Annotated in this window: 19 protein-coding genes; 10 read left to right on the top strand and 9 right to left on the bottom strand. The window is 71.2% G+C overall.

Translation table 11 applies throughout. The features are described from left to right. Positions 1-4 precede the first annotated feature (4 nt). On the top strand, positions 5-1,462 hold the full coding sequence (locus tag ACIP64_RS35585) for an SPFH domain-containing protein (protein WP_401595300.1): 1,458 nt from the start codon (positions 5-7) through the stop codon (positions 1,460-1,462). A gap of 46 nt (positions 1,463-1,508) precedes the next feature. On the opposite strand, the gene ACIP64_RS35580 is transcribed toward ACIP64_RS35585, so the two are convergent. Then, the gene (locus tag ACIP64_RS35580) at positions 1,509-1,724 is read right to left on the bottom strand and encodes a DUF5326 family protein (protein WP_401595297.1); all 216 of its coding nucleotides are present in this window, start codon (positions 1,722-1,724) and stop codon (positions 1,509-1,511) included. A 123-nt stretch (positions 1,725-1,847) separates the two neighbouring features. Next, complete coding sequence (locus tag ACIP64_RS35575; protein WP_360904402.1) at positions 1,848-2,165, bottom strand: cupin domain-containing protein; 318 nt, start codon at positions 2,163-2,165, stop codon at positions 1,848-1,850. A gap of 57 nt (positions 2,166-2,222) precedes the next feature. Here ACIP64_RS35575 and ACIP64_RS35570 point away from each other — a divergent pair, with 57 nt between their 5' ends. From ACIP64_RS35570 to ACIP64_RS35545, 6 genes are all read left to right on the top strand, one after another. Then, positions 2,223-2,600, top strand: coding sequence for a phage holin family protein (locus ACIP64_RS35570; RefSeq protein ID WP_360904405.1), 378 nt, complete (start codon positions 2,223-2,225; stop codon positions 2,598-2,600). 25 nt (positions 2,601-2,625) lie between these two features. Beyond that, entirely contained in the window at positions 2,626-3,159 is a 534-nt protein-coding gene (locus tag ACIP64_RS35565) for a low molecular weight protein-tyrosine-phosphatase (RefSeq protein ID WP_401595294.1), read from the top strand. Next, a complete protein-coding gene (locus ACIP64_RS35560; protein WP_401595291.1) occupies positions 3,156-4,043 on the top strand; it encodes a fructosamine kinase family protein in 888 nt (295 codons plus the stop codon). The genes ACIP64_RS35565 and ACIP64_RS35560 overlap by 4 nt, the downstream gene beginning before the upstream one ends. An 81-nt stretch (positions 4,044-4,124) precedes the next feature. Beyond that, positions 4,125-5,258, top strand: coding sequence for a cystathionine gamma-lyase (locus ACIP64_RS35555; protein WP_401595288.1), 1,134 nt, complete (start codon positions 4,125-4,127; stop codon positions 5,256-5,258). A 225-nt stretch (positions 5,259-5,483) separates the two neighbouring features. Continuing rightward, positions 5,484-6,380 carry a LysR family transcriptional regulator gene (locus ACIP64_RS35550; RefSeq protein ID WP_401595286.1) on the top strand — a complete coding sequence of 299 codons (897 nt, stop codon included), beginning with the start codon at positions 5,484-5,486 and terminating at the stop codon, positions 6,378-6,380. A gap of 103 nt (positions 6,381-6,483) precedes the next feature. Then, a complete protein-coding gene (locus tag ACIP64_RS35545) occupies positions 6,484-7,011 on the top strand; it encodes an NUDIX hydrolase (RefSeq protein WP_360904420.1) in 528 nt (175 codons plus the stop codon). Positions 7,012-7,080: 69 nt separating this feature from the next. Here ACIP64_RS35545 and ACIP64_RS35540 read toward each other — a convergent pair whose 3' ends face one another. The 3 genes from ACIP64_RS35540 to ACIP64_RS35530 form a co-directional block, all read right to left on the bottom strand. Continuing rightward, positions 7,081-8,562 (bottom strand): globin domain-containing protein, encoded by a 1,482-nt coding sequence (locus ACIP64_RS35540; protein ID WP_401595429.1) that lies wholly within the window; start codon positions 8,560-8,562, stop codon positions 7,081-7,083. Positions 8,563-8,778: 216 nt separating this feature from the next. After that, the gene (locus ACIP64_RS35535; RefSeq protein ID WP_401595284.1) at positions 8,779-9,411 is read right to left on the bottom strand and encodes an HAD family hydrolase; all 633 of its coding nucleotides are present in this window, start codon (positions 9,409-9,411) and stop codon (positions 8,779-8,781) included. Between the two features lie 45 nt (positions 9,412-9,456). Then, positions 9,457-10,329: a LysR family transcriptional regulator gene (locus ACIP64_RS35530; RefSeq protein ID WP_401595281.1), complete on the bottom strand. Its 873-nt coding sequence runs from the start codon at positions 10,327-10,329 to the stop codon at positions 9,457-9,459. Between the two features lie 83 nt (positions 10,330-10,412). Here ACIP64_RS35530 and ACIP64_RS35525 point away from each other — a divergent pair, with 83 nt between their 5' ends. Further along, positions 10,413-11,315, top strand: coding sequence for a GNAT family N-acetyltransferase (locus tag ACIP64_RS35525; RefSeq protein WP_401595278.1), 903 nt, complete (start codon positions 10,413-10,415; stop codon positions 11,313-11,315). A gap of 27 nt (positions 11,316-11,342) precedes the next feature. On the opposite strand, the gene ACIP64_RS35520 is transcribed toward ACIP64_RS35525, so the two are convergent. Then, complete coding sequence (locus ACIP64_RS35520) at positions 11,343-11,876, bottom strand: DUF4232 domain-containing protein (protein WP_401595426.1); 534 nt, start codon at positions 11,874-11,876, stop codon at positions 11,343-11,345. Between the two features lie 731 nt (positions 11,877-12,607). On the opposite strand from ACIP64_RS35520, the gene ACIP64_RS35515 reads away from it, so the two are divergent. Beyond that, on the top strand, positions 12,608-13,174 hold the full coding sequence (locus tag ACIP64_RS35515) for a dihydrofolate reductase family protein (RefSeq protein WP_401595275.1): 567 nt from the start codon (positions 12,608-12,610) through the stop codon (positions 13,172-13,174). A gap of 653 nt (positions 13,175-13,827) precedes the next feature. Next, positions 13,828-14,775, top strand: a complete 948-nt coding sequence (locus ACIP64_RS35510; RefSeq protein WP_401595273.1) for a hypothetical protein — start codon at positions 13,828-13,830, stop codon at positions 14,773-14,775. Between the two features lie 242 nt (positions 14,776-15,017). Here the strand turns inward: ACIP64_RS35510 and ACIP64_RS35505 are convergent, their stop codons facing one another. The 3 genes from ACIP64_RS35505 to dnaB all read right to left on the bottom strand — a co-directional run bounded on the left by ACIP64_RS35505 (position 15,018) and on the right by dnaB (position 20,817). Then, positions 15,018-17,030: a hypothetical protein gene (locus ACIP64_RS35505; RefSeq protein ID WP_401595271.1), complete on the bottom strand. Its 2,013-nt coding sequence runs from the start codon at positions 17,028-17,030 to the stop codon at positions 15,018-15,020. 198 nt (positions 17,031-17,228) lie between these two features. After that, positions 17,229-19,121 (bottom strand): protein kinase, encoded by a 1,893-nt coding sequence (locus tag ACIP64_RS35500; RefSeq protein ID WP_401595269.1) that lies wholly within the window; start codon positions 19,119-19,121, stop codon positions 17,229-17,231. A gap of 220 nt (positions 19,122-19,341) precedes the next feature. Then, positions 19,342-20,817 carry a replicative DNA helicase gene (gene dnaB, locus ACIP64_RS35495; RefSeq protein WP_401595267.1) on the bottom strand — a complete coding sequence of 492 codons (1,476 nt, stop codon included), beginning with the start codon at positions 20,815-20,817 and terminating at the stop codon, positions 19,342-19,344. Positions 20,818-21,006: the final 189 nt, after the last annotated feature.

The following is a 21,006-nucleotide window of genomic DNA, read 5'->3' as shown; positions in this document are numbered from 1 at the left end:
GCCGATGGTGATCGGCGTCGCGGCGGGCGCGGTGCTCGTCGCAATCATTGTGGTGATCGTGCTGTTCCGGCTCATGTGGCGGGTTGCCGAGCCGAACGAGGCCCTGGTCATCTCGGGTTCCAAGCACCGTGCGGACGGGGTCGGGGAGGGGATGGGGTTCCGCGTCGTCACCGGTCGCGGAACGCTGGTGATGCCCGGCGTCCAGGTGGTGCGGAAGCTGTCGCTCGACCTCAACGAGGCCGAGCTGAACGTGGACTGCGTCACCCAGCAGGGCATCCCGCTCAAGGTGCACGGCGTGGTCATCTTCAAGGTCGGCGACGACTTCGTGTCGATCGCCAACGCCGCACGGCGTTTCCTGGACCAGCAGAAGTTCATGGCCGAGCGGGTGCACAACGTCTTCGCCGGTCATCTGCGGTCCATTGTGGGCGGGTTGACGGTGGAGCAGATGATCCGCGACCGGGAGCGGCTGACGGCCGAGACCCGGGCGGCGTCGGGCTCGGAGATGGAGAAGCTCGGCCTGATCATCGACTCGTTGCAGATCCACGAGATCGTCGACCCGACCGGGTACATCAAGAACCTCTCCGCCCCGCACGCCGCCGCCGTCCACCGCGACGCGCGCATCGCGCAGGCGGAGGCGGACCGGATGGCCACCGAGGCCGAGCAGCAGGCCGCCGCGCGTATGGCGGAGGCCACCCGGGACAGCCAGATCCTGCAGGCCGGTTACATGGCCGAACGGGACAAGGCCACCGCGTCCTCCCGGCAGGCGGGCCCGCTCGCCGAGGCCGCGGCCCGGCAGGAGGTCGTGGTGCAGGAGACCCGGGTCGCCGAGCTGGAGGCCCAGCGGCGCGAGCAGCAGCTCCAGGCGGACGTCCGCAAGCCGGCGGACGCCTCCGCGTACGAGAAGCGGACGCTGGCCGAGGCCGAGCGCGACGCGCGGATCTCGGCGGCCGAGGCGAAGGCCAAGGAGACGGAACTGGCCGCGATCGCCGAGGCGAACCGGGTGAAGTCGGCCGCCGCCGCGCAGGCGGAGCAGACGAAGCTCAGCGGTCAGGCGAGCGCGGCGGCCACCCGGGCCACGGGTGAGGCCGAGGCCGCGGCCACCCAGGCGCGCGGTCTGGCGGAGGCCGAGTCCGCGCGGGCGAGGGGTCTGGCGGAGGCCGAGGCGATCAAGGCCAGGGCCGCCGCGCTGGCGGAGAACCAGGAGGCGGTCGTCGCCCAGCAACTGGCCGAGAACTGGCCGGAGATCGTCCGGGCCGGCGCGTCCGCCTTCGGGAACGTCGACCACATGGTGCTGCTCAACGGCGCGGACGGCATGTCCGAGATGTTCGCCAAGGCGCTCACCATGGGCGGCACGGGCCTGGGGCTGGCCCGCCAGCTGCTCGCCCAGATGAACGGTGGGGCCGAGCCGTCGGCCAATGGCTCGGCGCCGCAGCGCCCCGAGCACGTCCCTCTCAAGGACTGAGCGGCGCGCTCCCGCGGGGTCCGGTCGTCTCCGGGCCCCGCGGGGGTCACCACCTGTCGTGGGAGTCCGAGGACGACGACGAGGTGACCTTCTTCACGACGAAGACCAGTCCGCCGACGAGCGCCACGAAGATCAGCACCTTGAACAGCAGCCAGAACAGGAAGCCGACGGCGCTGGCGATCATGCCGCCGAAGACCACGATCGCGATGACCGGCACCGCGATCCACTTGACCCACCAGGGAACGCCCTCGAAGAGCTTCACCGTTTCCTCCTCCGTATCGTCTTCGTCCTTGGCTCAAGGCTAGGGCCGCGGGGGCCCCGCGCGGAGGCCCGGCGGTCCCCATCCGTCCCTGACCGTCCCCCTACGGGACCGGGGGGACGTCCCTCATCCCTCGGGCGGCGAGAAGACCACCAGGACCCGCAGGTCCTCGCTGACGTGGTGGAAGCGGTGCGGCACCCGGGCCGGCACGTAGACCACGCTGCCCCGCGCGACCTGCGTCGTCTCCTCCCCCACGGTGATCAGGGCGCGGCCGCTCACCACGAGGTAGATCTCGTCCTGGCCGTGCGGTTTCTGCGGGTCGAGCTCGCCGGCGCCCAGCGCGTAGAGCCCGGCGGACATGTTCCGCTCCCGCAGGAAGCTCAGGTACGCGCCGTTGTTGGCGGCACGTTCGGCCTCCAGGTCGTCCAGCCGGAACACCTTCAATTGCCCGCTCCCTTGCACCCCTGTGCCTGCGCGATCTCTTCTGCGACGATCTCAGCCATGATGAACTTCGTCGTCAAGACGCTCGCGAACGCCGGGGCCCTGCTGGTGGCCATCTGGCTCGTGGGCAGCATCACGCTCACCGGTGACGACACCGCGCACAAGGCACTCACCCTGGTCCTGGTGGCGCTGGTCTTCGGCCTGGTCAACTGGCTGGTGAAGCCGTTGGTGAAGCTGCTCTCGTTCCCTTTGCTGATCCTCACCCTGGGATTGTTCACGCTGGTGGTGAACGCCCTGATGCTGTGGCTGACCTCCTGGCTGTCCGGCAAGCTGGGACTCGACTTCCATGTCGACGGTTTCTGGGCTGCCGTGCTCGGCGGTCTGATCATCAGCATCGTGTCCTGGGCGCTGAACATGGTCCTTCCCGACGAGGACTGAGCGCGGCGGCTGCATCATGGAGGCCATGAGCGCTCACTCGTCCCGCGACCCGTTCCGCGTGTGCTTCGTCTGCACCGGCAACATCTGCCGGTCGCCCATGGCCGAGCACGTCTTCCGCGCCCGCGTCGAGGAGGCCGGGCTCGGCGGCCTGGTCGTGGTCGACAGCGCGGGCACCGGGTCCTGGCACGAGGGGGACGGCGCCGACCACCGCACGGTCTCCGTGCTCCGTTCCGCCGGGTACGGGCACGACCACGTCGCCCGGCAGTTCCAGCCCGAGTGGTTCGCCGGCCTGGACCTGGTCGTCGCTCTGGACGCCGGGCACCTGCGGGCCCTGCGGCGCCTCGCGCCGACCCCGCAGGACGCCGCCAAGGTACGGCTGCTGCGCAGCTGGGACCCGGCGGCCGCGGGCCCGGCGGACGGCACCGGACTCGACGTGCCGGACCCCTACTACGGGGACATGGACGGCTTCGAGCTCTGCCTGGAGATGTGCGAGGCCGCGGCCGACGGGCTGCTGGCCGACGTGCGCGACGCCCTCGGCGAGCCCGCCCCGGCGCCGTGAACCGGCCCGGCGGCCTCGGCGCCAGGGTGGCGGCCCTGCTGGGCCGCGACGTGGGCGACCCGGTCCCGCTGGGCGGCGGCTCCGTCTGCACCGCGGCCCGCCTCGGCGGCCCCGCCGGCCGCGAGGCGGTCTTCGCCAAGACGCTCGACGGCGCCCCGGACGGTTTCTTCGCCGCGGAGGCGGCGGGACTGCGGCTGCTGGCCGCCACCGGCACGGTCGCGGTGCCCGAGGTATGGGCGGCCGACCGGCACACCCTGGTCCTGGAGTGGATCGAGCCCGGGCCCGCCACCCCGTCCCAGGCCGAGCGGCTGGGCCGCGAACTGGCCGCGCTGCACGGCGTGCGGGCCGCTTCCTGGGGCACCGCGGGCCCCGGCTTCATCGGCCGGCTCCCCCTGCCGTCGCCCGCCGGAACGCCCCCGGCCGCCCCGGAGCAGTGGCCGGCCTTCCACGCCGAGTACCGCCTGCTGCCCTTTCTGCGCCAGGCCGCCGACGGCGGGTCGATGGCCCGGGCCGATGTGCGGGCGGTGGAGCGGGTCTGCGCCCTGCTGCCGCGGATCGCGGGCCCCCCGGAACCGCCCGCGCTGATCCACGGCGACCTGTGGTCCGGCAACGTCCTGTTCGCCGCCGACGGCCGCGCCCGGCTCGTCGACCCGGCCGCACAGGGCGGCCGGCCCGAGGCCGACCTGGCGATGCTGGAGCTGTTCGGCTGCCCGCAGCTGCCGCGGATCCTCGCCGCGTACGAGGAGGTGCGCCCGGTGCCGGGCCGGCGGGAGCGGGTGCCACTGCACCAGTTGCACCCCCTGCTGGTGCACGCGGCACTCTTCGGCGGCCGCTACGGGGCCGCCGCCGGCAACGCCGCCCGGGAGGCCCTGTCGCGGGCCTAGCCCCTGATCAGGTTGGATGGGCCGTACACCGACATGGCCCGCCGGTACGTCCGACGCGGCGGGGAGAGCGAGGAGAGCGCGATGACGGAGTACGAGAACGTGCCGGGGGACAGCACGCGCAGTGTGCACGCCGGACGCCCGGAGGCCCGCCCGCACGAACCCGCGCTGCCCGGCCCGGTCTTCGCCGCGCACTTCCACCTGCCGGGCGACGTCACGGGCCCGTACACCTACGGCCGCGACGAGAACCCCACGTGGACCCGGCTGGAAGAGGCGATCTCCGCCCTGGAGTCCCCGGACGCCGACGCCGAGACGCTGGTCTTCTCCTCCGGCATGGGCGCGATCTCCTCCGTACTGCTCTCCCAGGTGCGCACCGGGGACACCGTGGTGCTCCCCTCGGACTGCTACCAGGCCACCCGGAGCCTCCAGGGCCGCCTGGAGGACTACGGGGTGGCGGTACGGCTCGCGCCCACCGCCGGCGACGCGCAGGCGGAGGTGCTCCAGGGCGCGAAGCTGCTGTGGATCGAGACCCCGTCCAACCCGGGCCTCGACGTGTGCGACATCCGGCGGCTGGCCGACGCGGCGCACGCCGCGGGCGCGCTGGTCGCGGTGGACAACACCCTGGCCACGCCGCTGGGTCAGCGCCCGCTCGACCTCGGCGCGGACTTCTCCGTGGCCAGTGGCACCAAGGCCCTGTCCGGTCACGGCGACCTGCTGCTGGGCTACGTGACCACCCGCCGCCCCGAACTCGCCGCCCAGGTGCGGCTGTGGCGCAAGACGGTCGGCGCCATCCCGGGCCCGATGGAGTCGTGGCTCGCGCACCGCTCGCTGTCCACCCTCGCGCTGCGCGTGGACCGGCAGGCCGCCAACGCCCTCGCGCTGACGGCCGCGTTGCTGGAGCGGCCCGAGGTCACCGATGTGCGCCACCCCGGGCACCCGGAGGACCCGGCGCACACCGTCGCCGCCGCGCAGATGAGCCGCTTCGGCAGCGTCGTCTCCTTCACCCTCCCGGACAAGGCGCATGCCGAACGCTTCCTGTCCGCGCTGCTGCTGACGACCGAGGCGACCAGCTTCGGCAGCGTGACGAGCACGGCCGAACGACGGGCGCGCTGGGGCGGGGACGCGGTTCCCGAGGGCTTCGTCCGCTTCTCGGTGGGGGTGGAGGACGCGGCCGACATCGTGCGGGACGTGCTGCACGCGCTCGATGCCGCCAAGTAGCGCCTGCTGTTCACCCGGAACAGATATATCTACGTAGACGGCGCTACGCAGAATGGGTGGCCCGAGCCTCCCCCCTCGTGGCTCGGACCACCCTGGCTTTACGCGCGGAGATCCGCTCGAACAAGGCTAGTTGACTCTGCGTCAGTGTCCAATCACAGTTGCGATGCAGACCTATCGATATATTTATAGTTGCGGACACGACAACCCCTTCAAGGGAGCGGTTCCATGGATCTGGCTCTGCTGCGCACGTTCGTCACGGTGCACCGAGCCGGATCCTTCACCAGGGCCGCCCAGCTGCTGGGCCTGTCCCAGCCCGCGGTCACCAGCCAGATCCGCAGCCTCGAACGGCAGGTCGGCCGGCCCCTGTTCCTGCGGCTGCCGCGCGGCGTCAGCCCCACACCGGTCGGCAACGACCTGGCCCACAAGGTCGCCCCGCATCTCGACGCCCTCATGGAGATCACCCAGGGGGACCTCGCCGAGGACTCCGGCAACCGCACCGTCCACCTCGCCGGGCCGCCCACCTTCACCTCGCTGCGCGCCCTGCCCGCCCTGGCCCCGCTGGTCGCCGAGGGCCTGCAACTGCGCATAACCCTCGCCGGCGAGGACGAGGGGCTGGCCGGTCTCGCCGCGGGCCACCACGACGTGTCGCTGGGCACCATCCGCCCGCGCGACCGGCTGCTGGCCGCCACCCCGCTGTGGGACGAGGAGCAGATCCTGGTCGCCGCGCCCGTCTGGCAGGAGCGCATCGGCGGCCCGCAGGCGGTGCACACCCACGGGCCGCGCGTCCTTGACGACGTCCCGGTGATCTCCTACGACGAGGGCATGCCGCTGCTGGACCACTACTGGTCGGCGGTCTTCGACAGCAGCCCCGCCATCGTGCCCGCGGTCGTGGTGCCGGACCTGCGGGCGGTGCTGGAGTGCGTGGCGGCCGGGGTCGGCATGGCCGTGCTGCCGCGCTACCTGTGCGGCGAGGCGCTGGCCGAGGGGTCCGTCGCCGCGCTGCTGGAGCCGCCGGTGCCCCCGCTGCGCACCTACTTCGTCTCCGTGCGCGCCGGGACGATCGCCCTGCCGCACATCGCGCGGGTGCACGAGCAGCTCGTGCGCGCGGCCGCCGGCTGGTGAGCGCGCGCCGGGCGGCCGGCGGGTGACGTCCGAGGGAACTGCGCGTTCCGATTCGCCGTCCCGGAGGCGTTTGCGCCCTCCCGCGCCGCGGCAGATCTCAGGCATGCCCCCGGACACCGGAACACCCGCCCCACCCGCTCCGCCGACCGCGCCGGCCACCCGGCCCGTGGTCAAGCGCACCGCCCGCGCCATCCTGCTGGACGGCGACTCCCTCGTGCTCATCAAGCGCACCAAGCCGGGGCTCCACCCGTACTGGGTCACCCCCGGCGGGGGCGTGGAGGCCGAGGACTCCACCGTGGTGGAGGCCCTGCACCGCGAGCTCGACGAGGAGCTCGGCGCCAAGGTCACCGATGTGGTCCCCGCCTTCGTCGACACCGTCGAGCACATCGCCGGCGACGGCTCGCACGGCGTGAAGGTGCAGCACTTCTTCGTCTGCCGGCTCGCGTCCATGGATCCGGCCCGGCGGCACGGCCCCGAGGTGGACGAACCCTCGGGGACGTACGAGATCGTGCGCGTGCCCTTCAGCCGCGTCGGGCTCGCCTCGGTGGAGGTCGTCCCGCTCACCCTGCGGCACTACCTGGATGGCAACATCGAAGGCGTGCTGGGACTGCTCTCGTCCGACCTGGGCTGATCCGGGCGGCTGGTGGTGCGGCAACGTTTTTCCTCGTGAGGGCGGGGGCGAGGGGGGTGCCCGGGTGCGTCAGTCGCCGGCCGCGACCAGTTCCTCGATCAGGTCGTGGCGGATGCGCTGCGAGGGGATCCCGCTGCGCAGCAGGCTGTCCACGCCCCTGCGGATCATGCCGGGCGGCCCGCTGAGATAGGCGTCGAACTCCGGCCAGGGGCCGTACTGGTGGACGATCTCCGGCAGCTGCCCGTGCAGGCTGCCGGGCCCGCCCTCGGAGACCACCGGGCGGACGGACAGCCACGGGTGCGTGCGGTCCAGCCGCAGCAGGGTGTCGAGGTCGTACAGGTCGTGGTCGCTGCGGGCGCCGTAGAAGACCTCCATGGCGCGCCGCCTGCCGTGCTCGGCGACGTCCTCCACCAGCGCCTTGATGGGGGCGATGCCGGTGCCGCCGCCGAGGCAGAGCAGGCCGTTGTCGGCGCTGTGGTCCACGACCATGGAGCCGGACGGGGGGCCCAGCCGGAGGATGTCGCCCGGCTGCGCGCGGTGCACCAGCGCCCTGCTGACCCAGCCGGCCGGGACGGCCTTGACGTGGAACTCCAGCAGGCCGTCGGCCCCGGGGGCGGACGCGAAGGAGTAGTGCCGCCACACCCGGGGCCACCAGGGGGTCTCCAGCGTCGTGTACTGCCCCGCGAGGAAGGGGTAGGGCTGGTCGGGCCGGACGGTGACCACGGCTATGTCGGGGGTGCGCAGGTCGTGCGCGACGATCTCGGCGTGCCACCAGGCCGGGGCGTGCTTCTCGTCGGCGGCCGCGGCGTCGATCATGATCTGGGAGATCGCGGTGTAGGCGCGGACCCAGGCGGCCTCGACCTCCTCGTCCCAGATGTCGGCGGCGTAGCGCGTCAGGGCGCCGATCAGGCATTCGCCGACCGCGGGGTAGTGCTCGGGGCGGGTGCCGTACTTGCGGTGCCCGCGGCCCAGATGGGCCAGGTATTCGGTGAGCGTCTCCGCGTCGTCAATGTGTTCGGCCGCGGTGAGAAGCGCTTTCAGCAATCGGTCCCGCTGGGTGTCCATCGCCGCCGGGAAGAGTTCGCGCAATTCCGGGTGGCGTATGAACAAAAGCGCATAGAAATACGACGTCGTTTTGTCAGCCACAGGGGCGACCGTTTCCATCGTCCTGCGGATCAGCGCCGCGTCCGCGCTCACCCCCCGTTCCGCGGGCCGCGGTTCCGCCCGGGGCGGCGCGTCCGGGACCTGCAGGACCTGCGGGTGCGGCGGGGGTGGGGGCTGCGGGTCCGCGGCGGGCGGGGGCGCGCGGTGACCCGCGGGGCCGGCGGCGGTCGCCGGTCGCGCGGACATCCGGTCCGCACCCGTGCCCACCGGGCGTATCGGCCGCACCGGTCTGCTGGGAGTCCCGCTCCCGGGAGCCCGCGCGCCGCCCGCCGTGCCGTCGTGGTGCGGCCGCGGCCCGTCGGGCGGCCTTCGGGGGCTGAACCATCCGTCGGTGTCGGCGTCGGCCCCCTTGCCGGGCCCGCCCGCGTTCGTGGTCAGAGCGTCCATGATCAGCTTCGCCTCGAGCTTCTCCGGGTCGGTGTCCGTCAGTGACACACGTTCTGCGCGGAGAGCCTGCCAGGCACATAGGCCCGAACGGACAAATAGCCGGAAGTACGGGAAACGCGAAGAGAAATCCCGTTAGGCTCGTTCGCCTACGGGACCTGCCCGGAGCCGTGCGTTCCCTATTGCCGCGGCATGCGCGCCCGAGGGGAATTCAGCCGGTCACCCCGTGACGAGTGCATATGCTTCCCGCAAATCACGTCCGGCGTAGGCGTGGGTCGCCAGGCCGCTCACATGGTGGTCGCCGTTGACGGCCACCGAGACCGGAACCGCGGCGAAGAGCGCGGTGTCCGACATCGAGTCCCCGTACGCCACGCACTCCGCGCGGCTCACCCCGTACCGGGCGCACAGCTCGTCCGCCGCGGCCACCTTGGACTGCGGGACCAGGATCCCCGACGGGTCGAGCAGAGCGTCCGGCGCGAACGGCACCTCGGGGAACGCCGACGCCCGCACCTCGTGCGCGCCCCAGGCCAGCAGCCGCCGTACGAAGAAGTCCGGCGAGAGCGAGACCACGGCGCAGTGCTCGCCGCGGGCCGCGATGTCCGCCCACACCTCGCGTATCCCCGCGAGCCACGGGGCGCCCTCGAAGGCCGCCGTGAGGTGGGCGCCGGTCAGCCGCCCGTACATCCCCCAGGCGCGCTCGGCGTAGCCGGGCGGGTCGATGGCACTGCCCGCCAGCGCCGTCTCCAGCTCGCGGAACTCGGCCACCAGGCCCAGCTCCCGGGCGAGTTCCATGCTCGCGGAGGAGCCGTGGATCAGCGTCCCGTCCATGTCGAAGATGTGCAGCCGTCCCACGTGCCCTCTCTCCCCTCGCCCGACCCCGGCACGGTACGCGACGGCTCAGCCGGCGCCGAACAGCCGTACCGCCTCCCCCGCCGCCCCGCGCACCGCGGGCCTGCGGTCCGCCGCCCGCCAGGCCAGCGCCACCGTGCAGCGCACGTCCCCGGCGAGCGGCACGATCACCACATGGGAGCGCGCGTAGTGCTCGTCGGTGGACGTACTGGCCAGGGCGCAGCCCCGGCCCGCCGCCACGAGCTCCAGCGTCTCCTCCAGCGACCCGGACAGGACCGTCCCGGCCACGTCCGCGACCCCCACAGCGGCAGGGTGCCGGAAGCCGGAGTACGCCGCGTCGGCGGTCCTCGGCAGCACCCACACGCGGCCGCCCAGCTCCTCCGGGGCGACCTCGGCGCGGCGGGCGAGCGGATCGCTCGCCGGCAGCGCCACGCAGCGCCGGTCGGTCGCGATCGTCACCATCTCCAGCCCCGGCGCGTCCAACGGCGGCCACACGATGGCCAGATCGGACTGCCCGGTGAGCAGCCCGCACGACGGTTCGTCGACGTCGTAGCGGCGCAGCCGCACGTCACCGGCGACCCGAGCCTCCACCGCCCGCAGCAGCTCCCGCGTCCTGCCGGCCGCCGCCTCCCCGAGGAAGCCGACCGTGAACGGCCGCGGGGCCCCGCCCAGCAGCCCCTCCAGCTCGTCGGCCGCGTCGACGGCCGCCATCGCGTGGGCGAGTATCCGGCGGCCGAAGGCGGTGGGCCGGACGTGCTCACGCGTGCGCAGCAGCAGCGGCTGCCCCGCCGCCGCCTCCAGCCGGCGCACCGACTCGCTGACGGTCGGCTGGCGTACCTGGAGCATCCGCGCGGCCGCCGAGAACGATCCCGTGCGCGCCACCGCGACGAACGCCCGCAACCCGGGCAAGGTCAGCGTCACAGGCGGAGGATAGCCAGCCCCGGCCGATGTCCATAGGGGAAAACTATGCCCGCCGTGCCCCTGCGCCCGGCCACGCTGCCCGTATGACAGCACCCCTGCCGCCCCTGCCCGCCACCCTGCCGGTCCGCCGCCTCGGCCCCGCCGACCTCGCCGCCTGCTCGGAGCTCGCCGTCAGCCGCGGCGGGGGCGCCGAGGAGCACAAGTGGCACTTCCTGCTCACCCACGGCACCGGCTGGGGCATCGACGCCCCCGACGGCCGGGGCCTGGCCGCCACCACCGTCCTCACCCGCTACGCGGGCGGGCTGGCCGCCGTCAGCATGGTGCTCGTCGCCGCCCGCCACGAGGGCCGCGGCCTCGGCCGCCGCATCATGACGCACGTCCTCGGCGAGGCGGGCGACGACACCGTCACCCTGCACGCCACGGACCGCGGCCGCCCCCTGTACGAGAAGCTCGGCTTCCGCGCCGTCGGCACCGTCGTCACCCACCGCGGCACCTTCCGTCCGCCGGCTGCCGCCGCACCGCACCACCCGGACCACCCGGACCACCCAGCCCGCCCGCGCCCCGTCACGGAGGCCGACCTGCCGGCCCTTCTCGCCCTGGACGCCGAGGTGTTCGGCGCCGACCGCTCGCCCCTGCTGCGGGACCTCCCCCGGTTCGCGGAACGCACCCTGGTGACCGAGGAGGACGGCAGGCTGACCGGCTGGGCCTCCGCCTGGCGCAACGACGGCACCCTCGTCGTGGGCCCGGTCGTCGCGGACACCACGGCCGGCGCCCGGCGGCTCGTCACCGCGATCGCCCGCGACGGCGGCGGCCCCGTCCGGCTCGACCTGCGCACCGAGGACCCCCTGCGCCACACCCTGCCCGCCTGGGCCGCCGAGCACGGCGTCCTGCCCGTCTTCCCCAACACCCTGATGGTGCTGGGCGACCGCGCCCTCCCCGGCGACGACACCCGCCGCCACACCCCGCTCATGGTGGCCCTGGGCTGACGCCACCGGCCGCCCCGCCGTGCGGGCTCAGCCCGTGCCCCCGGCAGTCCCGCCGTAGGACGGAAAGAGCGCACCGATCGGCGCCAGCCGCACGCGTCCCCCGCACACGTGCATCTGGGGCAACGGGGCGACGGTGAGCGGCCGGGAGTCGCCGGGAATCCGGATCCGGGCACCGTACGGCGGGTTCCAAACGGCCGTCGCGTCGCACCCGGCGCTCCGCCATTCCGACCAGAGCAGGCTGTACGAGGTCCGCTCCCCGGCCGCGAGCACCACGAGGTCCGCCGTGAGCCCCGGAACACGGGTGACGTCCATCGTTCTGGGTTCCGTCGTGTTCCGCCCCTTGCCGCAGCCAGGATCATGATCGCCGTTGCACGCGACCGGCATGTCGTCGCCGAACACCGACAGCCCTGCCCACCCCTGCAGCGAGCAGGTACCGCCGGAGATGTTGCTCAGCACGATGCTCATGAATGTGTCACCTGGCTCACTGCCGAGGGGCCGCCAGGGCTGTTCGGCCGTGGCCTCCAGATCCGCCGAGCGGCACGGACGGGCGGCCGGTGGCACGGCCACGTGCGCCGGCGTCGATCCGGCACCTTGCGAGCCCGCGGCGTGCGTCGGCCGGGGCGACTGCGGTGGCGTCGGCTTGATCCGCGTCGGCTGCGTCGGCTGCGTCGAGGCCGACGGCGTGGGCCGCGGCGAAGGAGGAGCCGAGGCGGCACGCACCGCCGGCGCTCCCACGGGTTCCGAGTCGTACGCGGGTGCCACCGCACACCCCACCAGGGCGCCGAAGAGCGCCACAGTGGCCGGAACGTGGCACTTGAGGATCTTCACGCGGGGAACCTAGCGACATTGCACATCATTCGAGAACAGCCGGAACAAACTGTTCAACGCTCCTTAACTCCAGGGCCGGTTACGCCCCTGAGCAAGCCGGTCGCCGTCGAGCCTGGGCTGCGCCCAAGAGTGCGGCTTCACGGCTTTTGGAGGGGGCGATGGTGAATACGACGGCTTTCGCTGGGGCGACCCGGAGGACGGGGACTGCGACAACGAACCCGCCGGCATCTGGCCCGGACGCAACGGCCGCCTGTGGCTGATGAGCTGTTAGGCCGACCCCACTCACCCCGTCCTCGTCCACACCGAGTAGCCCCACCCCCTGGCGAGGGCGAGGCCGAGACGAGGCGGCTTGCCCGTGCCGGCCGAGTGCAGCACGCTGGGCCCCGAGCCCGGATCGCGCACCGATGAGTTTCCCGCGCCGCGCCGGTCTGTACGCCGGACACCCACGGACGGAAGGCCGGCCCATGCGGAAACTGATCTACGGCATGAACCTGACACTGGACGGCTATGTCGCCACGCCCGGCGACGACATCGGCTGGAGCGGACCGCCGAGCCACGAGCTGTTCCAGTGGTGGCTCGACCACGAGCAGGCCAGTGGTCTGTCGCTGTACGGGCGCAAGCTGTGGGAGGCGATGAGCTCCTACTGGCCGACCGGCGACCAGCAGCCGGGCGCCACCCCGGCGGAGATCGAGTTCGCGCGGAACTGGCGGGACACGCCGAAGGTGGTGTTCTCCTCGACGATCGACAAGGTCGACTGGAACACCCGCCTGGTCACCGGCGACGCGATCGCCGAGATCACCCGGCTCAAGGCCGAGGACGGCGACCCCATGACCATCGGCGGCGCGACGCTTGCCGCGGCAGCCATGCGCGCCGGGCTGATCGACGAGTACGTGATCGCCACCCATCCGGTCCTGGTGGGCGGCGGCACGCCGTTCTTCACCGCGCTGGACAACTGGGTGAACCTGAACCTGGTGGAGACGCGCACGTGTCCCGGCGGCGTGGTCCTGACGCGGTACGAGACGAGGCGGTGAGCAGCTTCCCGCTGTCTCAATGCTGCGGGGACCCGCTGTAGGATCTCGCCACTCGCGTCATGTTGATCTCGCGTGACCTGGGCGTTCTTGGCTGTCTCACGGCCTTGTCACCCATGATCGGTCTCAAATCCGTGGCATTTCCTCGCGAGGGCGAGGTTGAGATCAGGCGGCTGGCCCGTGTCGGCCGAGTACACCACGCTGAGCGCCGAGCACGAGGACTACCGGCGAACCCAGATCGCGCACCCATGAGTGTCCCGCGCCGCGACAGGGTCGTGTTGGGGGACTCAGGCGGCAGGCGAACTGGGGACACGGTCTGGGCTGTCTGCGAAGACCTGGCCGGCGACTGTGGGGGGTGAGCCCGCCCAACCTGATTCCCAGCGAGGTGCCGACCCGCGACCGTATCGACTTCAAAGACCGTGAAGCCGTGCGAGCGCGATGCCTGCGGCTTGCCTAGTTGGCCGGCCAACCCACGCTGCGCGGCGGCACACCGCTCACCTTCAAGGCATGCCAGGCATCGGCGACGGCCCAGACCGACCAGGAATGCCTTTCCAGTCTGAGGCGAGCTGGATCGGACGGCTCGCCGTCAAGGGCCAACTGTCGTCGAGCTAGGCTGCGCGCAGCACGGCGGCTGCAGGGCCTTTGGAGACAGCACGATGGTGAATACGACGCCGGGTCGGCGCACGTTGCTTCTGGATCAGTACCCGGAGCTGGCTGGCTACGCACGGACAGCACTGCGCCTGCATCCGCGACGCGGCATACCCACGGTGCATGAGAGCTCCGTCGGTGGACCGCTGATGTGGCCGGTCCACGAGCCCTGGCCGCTCTGCTATGAAAAGCACTACGGCGACGGTCCCGAGGGCCCGGCAGAGGGTGTCGTCATGGCCTCGGTCCTCCAACTCTTCCGACGCGACCTGCCGGTCAGCCTCCTGAGCGCGCCCGAGTGGATGTTTCCCAACGGCAGCGACGTACTCCAAGTGCTGTGGTGCCCGAACCCCCACGTGGACACCGACGACCCAAAGGCAACCTTGCGCTGGCGACAGCAAAGCCGCCTGGAGGATGTCAGGTCTAGCAACCCTGCTCTCAATGTCTTCACACAGGAAGGCGAGGACAACCTCGTTCCCCGCGCCTGCGTCGTCCACCCCGAACTGGTCCAGGAGTATCCGCCCATCACGCTCCAGGAACCGCATGAGAGCAATTTCTCCGAAACCCTGCTGGGCATCCTGCCAGCCCACCTTGAGCTGGCCTGCGCCCTCTGGACCGCCACAGGCAGCCCGCGTGAGAACTTCGACCAACAGGACTACTCCGACCACTGCAGCGTCCCCGGATGGAAACTGGGCGGCTGGGTACCCTACGTCGGCTTCTGGCCCACGCCTGCCAAACACTGCGAGTGTGGCGCTGGCACATTCATGCTCCTGGGAGCGACCTCAGAAGATCTCTTCGGTCCGTGGCAACCAGTGGATTCCCCCGGCTTTCGCTGGGGCGACCCGGATGACTGGGACGACAACCGTCCGGTCGACATCTGGCCCGCCCGCAACGGACTGCTGTGGCTCCTCGGATGCGAGGCTGACCCCACACATCCTGTCCTTGTCTACTCCGAGTAGACACACCAGGCTTCGCAGATGTCGCAGATGTTGCGACTGATCAGTGCAGCACGGCCCGAACGGCAGTGGCATCGATTAGGCGGTATGCCGGGTGGCTGCGGGGGTGGGTCCGTTGTCGATGCCGGACCACTGCCGTTGGAGGAGCTGGCCCTGCGGGCCGTGGACGTGCGGAGGGCCAGGTCACTTTCCTGACCTGGCCCCCTACCCTGCTGAAGCGTTGTTCTAATCGGTGCGGTCGCCTGTCAGCTGACGCGAACGGTCCACGCTGCGGAGGATGAGGCCGCCAGGGTAACGGTTGCCGGACGGTAGGCACGCAGCGTGTACGTGCCGGTGTGGGCGAAGGTCAGCTTGCCTGCGGCGGTGCCGTTGGTGGCGAGCTTGGCGGTGGTGAGGGTGGTCCAGGTGCCGTTGCTCTTGCGGATCTGGTACTGGATCCACGTTCCGGCCGCATAGGGCGAGGAGACTGCGGTGCAGGCGACGGCCTTGCCGTGGTGGGCCTTCGTGGCAGGGCTCTTCATGGACAAGGTGGCCTTGACATGGCCGGTGACGGTACTGCTGGTCGAGGAGGCCCAAGCGAGGTTCTTGGCTGCGGTGACCGCGCGCCAGGTGCCGTTGCGCTTGGCGGTGGTGGTGAAGTGGGCGGTGCCCTTGCTGTCCGCGGTGGCCTTCGCGACGGTGGTCCAGGTGATGCTGTCCGCGGGACGGAACTGCAGGGAGATCTGAGCGCCTGTGGCCGGCTTGGATCCGGTCTGGGTGACCGTTGCCGTGAGGTTCTGCTTGGCGCCGTACGTGGTCAGGGCAGGCCCGGTCAGCTTTGTGGCCGTGGCTGCCAGGACCCGTATCGGCTGGGTGCTGACCGAGGAGTCCCCGAACTGCGAAACCATCGTCAGGGACACCTCGTGCATGCCGGGCGTTCCTGCGGTCCACGTTCCCGAGGGCTGGGCCGGGTAGGTGCCGGTGCTGATGGTCTTGCCGTCGACAGTCAGGGTCCAGTTCTGCGCGTGGCTGACCTTGTCGGCGGCGTGGGTGTTGGCGGCGAACTTCCAGGGCTTGCCGGCCACGGAGAAGTTGTCGAGGCCGGCGGTCCAGGTCGGGTCGATGCCGGAGACGACGTTGATCGGCACGTTGGTCGTGCCGTGAGCGCCGCGGTTGTCGGTGACGTCGAAGGTCAGGGTGTGCTTGCCGTATGGGAGGGGCTTGTCGCCGAGCCGGGCGTAGAAGTAGTTCTGGTAGCCGACCAGGACGAAATCGGACACCCGGGTTGTGGCCAGGAGCGCGCCGTCCAGCGTCACCCGGGTGCTGACCGGGTAGGCGTAGTTGAGGTTGCGCGGCCAGGGCTGGTCGAGCTCGCGCGGGTACTTGTAGGTCAGGAAGGCCGTGTCCGGCACGTTCCGGATCACTGCCTTGACCGCGGTCGTCACGGTGAAGCCGTGGTCGACGAGCGTAGTGGCCCGCACGGGACTGCCGGCACGGCCCTGGTTGTCGAAGGCGACGACGTACGCGGAGGAGGGCCAGAGCGCCGACTGAACCTTGCTGGTGTCGACGGTGCCGGTCCACATTCCGTCGCTGTCCGGGCCGGCCAGGTCGGATGCTGCCGGCCAGACCGGGTGGTTGGAGAAGTATTCGACGCGGGAGACGCCGCCTCCGGTGTCCGTCGCGACGGCCCGCAGGTTCAGGCGCTGATCGGCGGTGAGACCGACCGGCTTGAAGGAGGTCCAAGCGTCCTCGCCGGGGACGTCGGGCAGGGTCACGATCGGACGGTCGTTGTCGACGGTGACGTCCGCTGTGGCGGTTCTGATCTCGGGCCGCGCGGTGAAAACCTCGACGCGGATCTCGTTGGCGCCGTCCTCAACGAGTGGTGCAGCGATCGTGTCGGTGCCGCCGAACTTCTTCGTCGCGGCCGTGTCCACAGCCGCATGGAGGGTGCACGACGGCAGGCAGTCGCCGGCTGCCAGATCGATCCGCTGGCTGACCTCACCGGTCCCCTGCGCGTTGGTGTGCCCGGTGATACTCACGACGGCGGCGTAGGGCTCGTAGTCCGGATCGGCGTGCACGGTGAACGTGACATCAGCGGTGCCGGTGACGGTCTGGCCCGGAGTGACCGTGCCGGAGGAGTCATGGCCCGAGGCGAGGGTGTCGATGCTGACCTGGGTGAGGTTGGCAGCGGTGTCCGCAGCGGCCGGAGAGCCGAGGGCAACAGCTGCCAGGCAGGCGGAACCGACGAAAGCAGAGACGAAGCGTATGTGCCGGGACACGGCGTGGTGATCCTTTGACTCGATCGCGGCAATCTCGCAGCTCGCGGAGCCGCCGGTAGCCGAACGGATGCTCGGAAGCTGGAGCGTATACCACCCGGTTTCCAGCGATAGAAGCCAGGTAGCCGGCCCGCTGCGCTTACCCCTGGACTGGCTCACCCGACACGGCTCAGGACCCGGGTGGCCTTCGAGCACCGTATTTCAGTGCAGTGCCGCCCGCTCCTGCCAATAAGTGAGGTGGCTGCGACTGCTACGGGTCACGCGGTGATCCGGGCCCAGCACTCGTGCGCACTCGGCCGCCACCCCGGTCATCAGCCGGACAGCCTCGACTGGATCTCCGGCTTCTCCCATGAGCCGAGCGTGCCACTCGAGGCACTCCAGCGTGTCAGTGTGATCCCGCCCGAGCACCCGGACTGTGTCAGCAGCAGCATCGGCGATGAGCTGCGCTGCCTCTGCCGGATCTCCGGCATCCCGGACGAGGCGGGCGTGATGGCGACGGAAGTTAAGGGTGTCGCGGGTGTCCGGTCCGAATGTCCGCTTACTGTCTGTGGCCACGTCGGCCATGAGCTGCGCTCCCTGTGCCGGATCTCCGGCATCGCCAACGAGGCGGGCGTGATGGGCGCGGCAGTTCAGGGTGTTGCGGTTGTCCGGCCCCAGCACCCGAGCGCAGTCATTGGCGAGATCGGATACGAGGATCGCCGCCCGCGTCGGATCACCGGCTGCCCCAACGAAATGCGCCTGCAAGGAGCGGCACTCCAGCGTGTCCTTGTGGTCCGGACCCTGCACCCGAGCCCGGTCGGCGAATAGGTCGGCCAGGAGCTGCGCCGCCTGCGCAGGATCTCCGGCATCGCCAACGAGGCGGGCGTGATGGGCGCGGCGTCTCAGGGTGCCGGGGTGGTCCGGCCCTAACGCCTGCGCGCTGTCGATGGCGAGGTCGGCCGTTAGACGCAGCGCCTCTGCCAGGTCGCCGGCCTCCCCGACGAAATGGGCATGCTCGGAGCGGCAAAGCAGTGTGCCCTCGTGGTCCGGGCCCTCTACGCGTTGTCGCTCCGCAGCCAGGTCGGCCATAAGCCGGGCTGCCTGCCTCGCATCGCCGGCATCGCCGATCCGCTGGGCCTGACGGAAGCGCTCCCTGGATTCCTTCCGGAACGCGAGGAGGGTTGATGAGGAAGTAGCGATGTCCCGTGCGGTCGGCGGATGTGTGGCCCCATCGCCGAGCTGTAGGGCCGCGGCGGGTAGCTTCGGTACTGGCGTCTGCTTGTTTTGGATCAGGCTGGTTACCGCGGTTGGCCACGACACGGCCCCCGAGAACTCCTCCGGAGGGGTCCACCGCTCTGCGATTGCTGTGGCAAGCTCGGTCAGGGTGGGCCGCTTGACAGGATCCTTGATCAGGCAGGCGGCTATCAGGTCGCGCAGCGGACTGGGCACGCCGTCGAGTACGGGCGCAGCGTGGACGATGCGGTAGAGCAGCGCAGCGCTCGGTCCCTCGCCGAACGGCCCGGTTCCGTTGGCGGCGAAGGTGACCACCGCCCCGAGGGAGAACACATCGGTGGCCGGGCCCGCCTGTCCGCCCACGGCTTGCTCCGGCGACATGAAGCCGGCCGTGCCGATCACCGTTCCTGTGGCGGTCAACGCCGTGCCATCGATCGCCCGGGCAATACCAAAGTCGATTACCCGCGGGCCGTCCGCAGCCAGGAGGACGTTCGAGGGCTTCAGGTCCCGATGCACTATGGCGGCCGAGTGGATCGCGTGAAGCGCTTCCACCAGCCCGGCCATCAATGGCCACAACGATGCCTCGGGCAGCGGACCATTGGCCACGACCGCCTCGGACAGGCTCGGACCTGGCACGTAGACAGTCGCCAGCCACGGCGGATCGTCATCCGGGCCGGCCGCCACTACGGGCGCCGTGAACGCACCGCTGACCGCCCGCGCGGCAGTGACCTCCTGCCGGAAACGGATCCTGAACTCGGGCTGCTGCGCGTAGTGCGGATGCACCACCTTCACCGCCACCGCCCGCCCAGCCAGCGAGCGGCCCAAAAACACTCGCCCCATACCGCCCGCACCCAGACGGCCCCGCAGCACGAACCCGCCCACACTGGCTGGATCCCCGACCCCCAACGGCTCCATCCCGCCCCTCCCCGCGAGCACCACACTCTGAGGCGCCGGCCATACCCAGGATCCAGCCAGACAAGACCTTTGAGAACACAGCCGACCGCACACCACGGCGGCCACCGACAATCCGCCGAGTTTCCTCAGATTTTCAGTCCGGCGGGTGCTGATTCCATAGATCGACTGAGACCCTAGAAGCCGCTCGTCAGGTCTGCGCCATGTCCACGAAGCGCGAGTAGTGCCCCTGGAAGGCGACGGTGATCGTCGCCGTGGGGCCGTTGCGGTGCTTGGCGACGATCAGGTCGGCCTCGCCGGCGCGGGGGGACTCCTTCTCGTAGGCGTCCTCGCGGTGCAGCAGGATCACCATGTCGGCGTCCTGCTCGATGGAGCCCGACTCGCGCAGGTCGCTGACCATCGGCCGCTTGTCCGTGCGCTGTTCGGGGCCGCGGTTCAGCTGGGAGAGCGCGATGACCGGCACTTCCAGCTCCTTGGCGAGGAGCTTGAGGTTCCGGGACATGTCGGAGACCTCCTGCTGGCGGCTCTCGGGACGGCGCGAGCCGCCCGCCTGCATCAGCTGGAGATAGTCGATGACGACCAGGCGCAGGTCGTTGCGCTGCTTCAGGCGGCGGCACTTGGCGCGGATCTCCATCATCGACAGGTTCGGGGAGTCATCGATGTAGAGGGGGGCCGCGGAGACGTCCGGCATCCGGCGGGCGAGCCGGGTCCAGTCGTCGTCGGTCATGTTGCCGGAGCGCATGTGGTGCAGCGCCACGCGGGCCTCGGCGGACAGCAGGCGCATCGCGATCTCGTTGCGGCCCATTTCGAGGGAGAAGAACACGCTGGGCATGCCGCTGCTGACCGAGCACGCGCGGGCGAAGTCCAGCGCGAGCGTGGACTTGCCCATCGCGGGACGGGCGGCGATGACGATCATCTGGCCGGGGTGCAGGCCGTTGGTGAGGGAGTCCAGGTCGGCGAAGCCCGTGGGCACGCCGGACATCTGGCCGCTGCGGGAGCCGATGGCCTCGATCTCGTCGAGGGCGCCCTCCATGATCTCGGAGAGCGGCAGGTAGTCCTCGCTGGTGCGCTGCTCGGTGACGGCGTAGATCTCGGCCTGGGCGGAGTTGACGATCTCGTCGACGTCGCCGTCGGCCGCGTATCCCATCTGCGTGATGCGGGTGCCGGCCTCGACCAGGCGCCGCAGGACCGCGCGTTCGTGCACGATCTCGGCGTAGTACTCGGCGTTGGCGGCGGTGGGCACCGCGTTGACGAGGCTGTGCAGATAGGGGGAGCCGCCGACGCGGGTGAGTTCGCCGCGCTTGGTGAGCTCGGCGGCGACCGTGATGGGGTCGGCGGGCTCGCCGCGTGCGTACAGGTCGAGGATCGCCGCGTAGACCGTCTCGTGCGCGGGACGGTAGAAGTCGGCGCCCTTGAGGACCTCGACGACGTCGGCGATGGCGTCCTTGGACAGCAGCATGCCGCCCAGCACCGACATCTCGGCGTCCAGGTCCTGCGGGGGGACGCGCTCGAAGCCGCCGCCCCCGCGGTCCTCGTCGCGGTCGTGATCGCGGTCGCGGTCGTCCTTGCGGCGGAAGCGGGCGACGGGCTGCCGGTCGCCGGGGCCGTCCGGCGGGAAGGGCGGCTCGCCTCCCCAGTGGTCCTCCGCGGGTTCGGGCTGGCTCACCCCCCTGCCACCTCCTCCCGTGGACGCGCACCGCTCGCGCAGCGCGGCGCTTCTTTCCTACGCCATCGCTCTGACAGTTCTCAGGTCTTGCAGTCGAGACGCCCGCGCACGCCTGTGGCGCGTCGGGCGACGCCCCACCGTAGGGGTCTGCGGGGCCCGGAGCCAAGACGGTTATCCACAGGGGCTGGG

The sequence above is a fragment of the Streptomyces sp. NPDC088733 genome (assembly GCF_044751185.1).
Lineage (GTDB): Bacteria > Actinomycetota > Actinomycetes > Streptomycetales > Streptomycetaceae > Actinacidiphila.
The sequence above is the reverse complement of the archived record's forward strand: the minus strand, read 5'-3'. Positions and strand labels throughout refer to the sequence as shown.

Coding starts and splice junctions, on each gene's coding strand:
- ACIP64_RS35540 (WP_401595429.1), bottom strand. CDS start 8,562: ATGGACGCTCTGACCACGAACGCGGGCGGGCCCGGCAAGGGGGCCGAC.
- ACIP64_RS35570 (WP_360904405.1), top strand. CDS start 2,223: ATGATGAACTTCGTCGTCAAGACGCTCGCGAACGCCGGGGCCCTGCTG.
- ACIP64_RS35525 (WP_401595278.1), top strand. CDS start 10,413: ATGACAGCACCCCTGCCGCCCCTGCCCGCCACCCTGCCGGTCCGCCGC.
- ACIP64_RS35545 (WP_360904420.1), top strand. CDS start 6,484: ATGCCCCCGGACACCGGAACACCCGCCCCACCCGCTCCGCCGACCGCG.
- ACIP64_RS35565 (WP_401595294.1), top strand. CDS start 2,626: ATGAGCGCTCACTCGTCCCGCGACCCGTTCCGCGTGTGCTTCGTCTGC.
- ACIP64_RS35515 (WP_401595275.1), top strand. CDS start 12,608: ATGCGGAAACTGATCTACGGCATGAACCTGACACTGGACGGCTATGTC.
- ACIP64_RS35510 (WP_401595273.1), top strand. CDS start 13,828: ATGGTGAATACGACGCCGGGTCGGCGCACGTTGCTTCTGGATCAGTAC.
- ACIP64_RS35585 (WP_401595300.1), top strand. CDS start 5: ATGGTGATCGGCGTCGCGGCGGGCGCGGTGCTCGTCGCAATCATTGTG.
- ACIP64_RS35555 (WP_401595288.1), top strand. CDS start 4,125: ATGACGGAGTACGAGAACGTGCCGGGGGACAGCACGCGCAGTGTGCAC.
- ACIP64_RS35550 (WP_401595286.1), top strand. CDS start 5,484: ATGGATCTGGCTCTGCTGCGCACGTTCGTCACGGTGCACCGAGCCGGA.